Origin of the sequence: uncultured Brevundimonas sp. (assembly GCF_937870815.1) — a bacterium.
Lineage (GTDB): Bacteria > Pseudomonadota > Alphaproteobacteria > Caulobacterales > Caulobacteraceae > Brevundimonas.
Map to the genome: position 1 here is coordinate 1 of NZ_CALMZS010000078.1, position 6446 is coordinate 6446.

Consider the following 6446-nt stretch of genomic DNA (forward strand, 5'->3'; position numbering starts at 1 on the left):
CGCGAGATCGGGCGGGTTGGTCGTCAGTAGGTCCTTGCTGACGATCCGGATCTTCACGGGTTCGGCCATCGCCGGCCCGGGCAGCGCCAGGCTGAACGCCAGCGCAGTGGTGGCCAAAAGTAGTTTCCTAAGCATGTTTTCTCCTCCGTTTAATGCTTGTTGGTGGTTGGTATTGCGAAAGCCGCAGTCGGGGGTCCTCTCCCGCGAAGCGGGGGAGGGGGACCGCCGACTGTCCGAACCGGATAGATGGGTAACGGAGTGGACCGGATAGATGGGTGACAGTTTTCTTGCATCCGGGAGGGCCCGGCAATGGTTTGGCGAGAGACTGGCACGATGGATGAGCGGAATGGGTTCATAGACGATTGGCTGAAGGACGTTTGGACGGTGACGGAGCTTTGTGAGCGGTTCGGCATCTCGCGCAAGACCGGCTACAAGTGGCTGGGTCGCTACGATGCGCTGGGCCGGGCTGGTCTGGTCGACCTGCCGCGGGCCCCGCTCCATCACGGCCGGGCGACGGCGGCAGAGCTTGTTGAGCGGATCGTATCGGTCAAGCACGCCAACCCCAGCTGGGGTCCCAAGAAGATCATGGGTCGACTGAAGCGGGACGAGCCGTGGTGCCAGTGGCCGGCAGTCTCGACGGCCGGCGAGATCCTCAAGCGCCATGGTCTGGTCGGGCCGCGTCGGCGGCGCTGGCGGGCAGCCGGCAATGGTCCCTGGCCGGAGCCGAGCGGACCGAACAGTGTTTGGAGCGGCGATCACAAGGGCTGGTTCAGAACCCGCGACGGGGTGCGCTGCGAGCCGCTGACGGTGATGGATGCCTCGAGCCGCTACCTGCTGGCGCTGGAGGCGACGAGTTCGACCGGCGAGGAGCAGGCCTGGCCGGTGTTCGAGCGGTTGTTCGAAGAATACGGCCTGCCCGACCGGTTCCGAAGCGACAACGGTCCCCCCTTTGCGTCCAAAGGTGTCACCGGGCTGACCCCATTGGCAGTGCGGTTCATCAAGCTCGGCATCATCCTGGAGCGGATCAAGCCGGGTAAGCCGCAACAGAACGGGCGGCACGAACGCTTCCACCTGACCATGTTGCCGCTGGCCAAGGCGCCGCAAGCCGATACAAAAGCGCAGGCCGCGGCCTTCGACGCCTTCCGCCGCCAATATAATCAAGTGCGCCCGCACGAAGCGCTCGACATGGACACCCCGGCCGAGCACTACCAGCCCTCGCAACGCACCATGCCCAGAACCATGCCGGAGCCCGACTACCCGGCCGAGGCCGCAGTGCGCCGGGTGCGGCACAGCGGCGAGATCAAGTGGAATGGCGGGCTGGTCTATGTCTCCGAAACGCTGGCCGGTGAAGCCGTCGCCGTCAGCGAGACCGAGGACGGCAAATGGGCGCTCAGCTTCTATGCCCATCCGCTCGGCTTCATCAACAGCAAGACTATGAGATTGGTCCGCACAAGCGCCGCGCAACCCAAACCAGCCGGCGCAGCAGCGAACCACCCGGAACAGCAGGAACTGTAACCCATGTATCCGGTTCAAAGTGTCACCCATCTATCGGCTGGACAATTGCAGGAACCGCACCACCCCACCCCCAACCTGGGGGAGGGCGCGCGCTAGGGAGCGATTGGCGAGAGATCGATCTTCTTCAGCGCCGCGATGGCCTTGGGGTTGCCGGCGGCGGCCTTGGCGATCGGCGCCTGGGCCTGGCAGCAGAGCAGGACCGTCTTCGCCACGGGCGTAGGCGAGCAGCGCCTGGTCCAGTTGGCGGACGGGTCGTCGGTTCGGCTGGATACGGCGTCGCGGATCAGGGTCCGCTTCGCTGACGATCGTCGCCTGGTGGATCTGGAGCGCGGCCAGGCGCTCTTCACCGTGGCGCACGATCGGGACCGTCCGTTCATCGTCGACGCGGGCGCGACACAGGTGACGGCGATCGGCACGGTGTTCGACGTGCGAAGGGATGGAGCGACGGTGCGCGTGACCCTGGTGGCGGGAGCGGTCGATGTGACGCCGGAAGGCGAGGGGAGGGCGGTGCGGCGGATGGCCGCCGGCCAGCAGACACGCGTGACCGCCGGAGCCCTCGTCACCGATGTGGTCGACGTTCAGGCGGAAACCGGCTGGACGGACGGACGGATCGTGTTCCGTGACACGCCGCTGCGCCAGGCCGTGTCGGAGGTGAACCGGTATTTAACCGCGAAGATCGAACTGGACGCCACGTCGCTCGACGCCGTCCCGGTCAACGGGGTCTTCAGGACCGGGGACCGCGACGCCTTCGTCTCGACGGCTTCGCAGGTGTTCGACCTGGAGGCTTCTCCGGGTCCGGACGGATCCGTCCGCCTGACGGCGCGAAAAAATAATTGAGAAACCTCTCCGGGGTTACCCGGGGTCTGAACCGTCTCTCCTCTGAACGCCGCGTGGCGTCGAGGGGAGCCAAGATATGAGTCGTTTCAGCCTTCTGTCCGGCAGCGCGTTCGTCGCCTGCACCCTGGCCGTCAGTGGGACGGCCTGCGCCCAGGAGACGCGGGAGTTCGACATCCCGCCCGGATCGTTGCGGGATGGTCTGAACCTCTTCGCGACACAGTCCGATCAGCAGATTTTCTTCTCCGGCGAACTGGTCGCAGGTTTGCGAACCGAGGGGCTGCGCGGACGGTACGCGCCGGCCAGCGCGCTCGACCGGTTGCTGACGGGTTCGGGACTGACCTGGTCCGAGACCCGTCCCGGCGTCATCTTCCTGCGCCGTGCAAGCACGGCGGCCCAAGCCGCGGAGGCCGTGACCCAGCTGGATGAGGTCGTGGTCACGGGCACCCTCCTGAAGTCCTCGGGCGACCTGGCCTCGCCGGTTGTCGTTCTGGACCGGGAAGCCCTGGATCGGCGGGGGTTCGGCACGGTCGCGGAGGCGCTCGCCGACCTGCCCCAGAACTACGCCGGCTCGGCGACGCCGGTCGTGCAACTGGCTGGCTCCGACAGGGGCGGTTCGAATTCCGTCTATGCGACGGGTGTGAACCTGCGCGGCCTCGGCCCCGCATCGACACTGGTTCTGGTCAACGGCCGTCGGCTGGCCGGGACAGGGTTCCGCGGCGAGTTCGCGGACGTTTCCGCCTTGCCGTCGGCGGCGGTTGAGCGGGTCGATGTCCTGCTGGACGGGGCGTCGGCCCTCTATGGCGCCGACGCCGTCGCCGGCGTCGCCAATGTGATCATGCGCCGGTCGTTCGAAGGACAGGAGAGCCGTGTGCGGGTCGCCGCGGCGGAGGGCGGCGCTGAGGACGTCATGGCCTCGCATCTGGCGGGCCGGGCCTGGTCGTCCGGCTCCGCCTATCTGTCCTACGAATATCAGACGACCAACGCCCTGAACTCGCTGGACCGGCCCTATACCGCTGACGGCGACCTGCGCCCGTTCGGGGGGACGGACCACCGAAATCTGTTCAGCGCGCCGGGCAATATCGTGGCCTTCAGCCCGGCGGCTTCGGCCTATGTGTCGCAGTACGCCATCCGGCCGAACGCGAGCGGCACGGCGCAGGGACCGGGCGATTTCGCCGCGGGCGCGGCCAATCTTCAGTCGACGACGCTCGGCGCCGATCTCGTTCCGGCGATCGAACGCCACAGCGCCTATGGCCGCATACGGCAATCCCTTGGCGACCGGACCGATCTGTCGGCGGACCTCCGGTACAATCGACGGGCCTATGAGATCGCGGGGCCCGCGAGCGCCGGCGTCTTCACCGTGACACGGGCCAATCCGTACTTCGTGTCGCCGACGGGTGCGGCGTCCCATACCATCGGCTATTCCTTCCTCGCCGACTTGGGGGCGACACGCCAGACGGGCGTCTCCGAAAGCCTCGGCGTCACCGTCGGCACCCGGTATGCGCTCGCTGCGGACTGGTCCCTGGAGGGCTATCTGGCGCTGGCGGAGGAGCGGGGCGAACTCGGCGTCTACAACCGGGTGAACAGTCGATTTCTGAACGAGGCTTTGGGAAACATCCCCGATGATCCGGCGACGCCGTTCCGGGCCGCTGTGGACGGCTATTTCAATCTGTTCGGAAACGGCGCCGCCAATTCGCGCACCCTCCTGGACTTCATCGGCAGCGGCTTTTCCGAAGCTAGGGATCGGAGCCGCGCGACCTCGGCCAATCTTCTGCTTGAGGGCCCGTTGCTGACCCTGCCCGGGGGCGACCTGCAGATCGCCCTGGGCGCCCAGTCCAGGCTGGAAACCTTCGACACCCAGACGACGGCGTTCGGAGCGACGGTCTCGCCCGTCCTCAACGTCAGGCCCCAGCGCGAGCGATCGATCAGCGCCGTCTTCACGGAAGTCCGGATTCCGGTGATCGGTCCCGACAACGCCCGGCCCGGCGTCCGGAGCCTGGAGATCTCGCTGGCGGGCCGGTTCGAGGAATACGACGACTTCGGAACCACGACCAACCCCAAGGTCGGGGTTGTCTGGTCCCCGGCCGAGGACTGGGGCCTGCGGGCCTCCTGGGGCACCTCCTTTCGGGCGGCCTCCCTGCCCCAGATCTACGACGCGGCGGGCGCCTCCGGCGCCTTCCTGAACCGGGCGGACGGGAGCCGGGCGCTGGCGCTGTTCCTGGTCGGCGGCAATCCGGACCTGAAGCCGGAGACGGCCGAGACCCTGACGGCGGGGTTCGACTACCGGCCGCGCGGCGGTCTCAACGTCAGCGCCAACTATTTCGACACCCGTTTCACCGACCGGATCGCCCAGCCGGTCAGCGAGAACCTCGCCGGCGTCCTGAGCGATCCGGCGCTCGCGCCCTTCGTCACCGTGGTGAGCCCCGCGACCAGCGCCTCGGACCTGGCCCTGGTCGAGAGCTATGCGACCCTGCCCGGGTTTCCGTCGCTGTATCCGGCGACGACCTATGGAGCCATCGTTGATGCCCGGTGGGTCAACACCGGCGCCGTTCGGGTGAGGGGGCTCGACGTCTCCGGCCGCTATCCGCTTCCGCTCGGTGACGGTCTGCTCACCTTCGAGACTTCGGCGTCCTACATCCTCGACTACGAAACCCGGCCCACGCCCACGGCCGCGGTCCGTCAGGTCGCGGGCCTGATCGGCTATCCAGTCCGGCTTCGGGCGCGTAGCGGGGTCAGCTGGTCCCGGGGCGGACTCGGCCTCGGCCTGCACTGGAACCATGTGGACGACTACCACGACCGGGTCGGAGCCGGGATCGACGCCTGGAACACGGTCGACGCCCAGGCGAGCTGGACGCCGTCGTCGGCCCGGCTCGACGGCCTGCGGCTGACGCTTACCGTCCACAACCTGTTCGACGAGGCCCCGCCCTTCTACGACGCGCCGTCCGGCTACGGGTTCGATCCCGGGCAGGCCAGCCTGCTCGGCCGTGTCGTCGCGCTTCAGCTCATCCGGCGCTGGTGAGGCCGGGTCATGACGGGATTTGTTCACCGCCTGCTGTGGGCGGCCCTGGCGCTCGCCTGCCTTGCGTCTCCGGCCCTGGGTCAGTCCCGGCCGCTCGGCGTCGATGATATCGTATCCTTGGAATCGTTCGGCCGCGCCTCCATCGCGCCGAACGGGGCCTGGGCCGTCTATGAGAAGCGCGGCCCCTACGACACGACGCCGAGGTTCGATTTCGGACAGAGGTCGGCCTGGGCGATTATGGATCTCTGGCTGGTCGACCTGAGACGTCCGGACGCACGGCCGGAGCGCCTGCTGCCCGGCGAGGGGCCGGGATTGCTGAGGGGCGCCTGGTCGCCCTCGGGGACGCGGCTGCTTGTCCAGCGCTTCCGCGATGCGCGCTTCGAGGTCGGGATCGTCACCTTGGCCGACCGGTCGGTGCGCTGGACCGGCCTCACGCCCGAGATGCCGCTGACCGGTGCCTGGGCCGAATGGGTTTCGGACGATCAGGTCGCCCTGATGGTCCGGCCCGAGGGCAGCCTGCCGGCGCTTCTTCGGTATTACGGCGAGAGCCAGACCCGGGCGACCCAGGCCTGGGCGCGCACCACTGAGGGTCTTGAGCCCTCGCGCACGGTGATCGAGACTCGCGACGGAGTCGCGACTGCGGAAACGCCGGACCCCCTTCAGGCCCTGGTTCTCCTGGACCTGGGCAGGGAAGAGGCCCGGACGCTGGCGCAGGGTCGGGTCGCGGACTTCGCCGTCTCCCCCGACGCCCGGCGCATCGCCGTGATCATCGGCGGCGAGCGCATGGCCATCCGGCCGGACTCCGTCGCCCTGCCGGAGGGGCCGACCCGCCAGCGGCTCGCCGTCGTGGATCTCGCGACGGGCGAAGCGGCGCGGCCGATGGACGGTCTCGACATCGCGCCGCAGTTGCTGCGCTGGTCTGAGGATTCGCATCGGCTTCTCGTCTGGGCGCGCCGCGACGGCGAGACCTGGACGGAGGGACAGCTGATGCAGGTCAGCGACGATGGCGCGGTCGCCGTCGACCGGGGGGGGCTGTCGCCTGGCTCGGACGCCGACATTCTGCGAGGCGTCCGCGCCG

The 6446-nt window shown here is 68.3% G+C and carries 4 protein-coding genes; all 4 read left to right on the top strand.

All coding sequences use genetic code 11. From position 1 onward, the window contains the following. The first annotated feature begins 333 nt into the window (after positions 1-333). Positions 334-1515, top strand: coding sequence for an IS481 family transposase (locus Q0588_RS04730; RefSeq protein WP_298744198.1), 1182 nt, complete (start codon positions 334-336; stop codon positions 1513-1515). 162 nt (positions 1516-1677) lie between these two features. Continuing rightward, a complete protein-coding gene (locus Q0588_RS04735; RefSeq protein ID WP_298744200.1) occupies positions 1678-2352 on the top strand; it encodes a FecR domain-containing protein in 675 nt (224 codons plus the stop codon). 76 nt (positions 2353-2428) lie between these two features. Then, a complete protein-coding gene (locus Q0588_RS04740) occupies positions 2429-5368 on the top strand; it encodes a TonB-dependent receptor (protein WP_298744202.1) in 2940 nt (979 codons plus the stop codon). A gap of 9 nt (positions 5369-5377) precedes the next feature. Beyond that, the coding region (locus Q0588_RS04745; RefSeq protein ID WP_298744204.1) for a hypothetical protein at positions 5378-6446 on the top strand (1069 nt) is incomplete at its 3' end.

Bases quoted from the DNA above. Each gene is read 5' to 3' on its own strand.
- Q0588_RS04740 (WP_298744202.1), top strand. From the start codon at position 2,429: ATGAGTCGTTTCAGCCTTCTGTCCGGCAGCGCGTTCGTCGCCTGCACC.
- Q0588_RS04730 (WP_298744198.1), top strand. From the start codon at position 334: ATGGATGAGCGGAATGGGTTCATAGACGATTGGCTGAAGGACGTTTGG.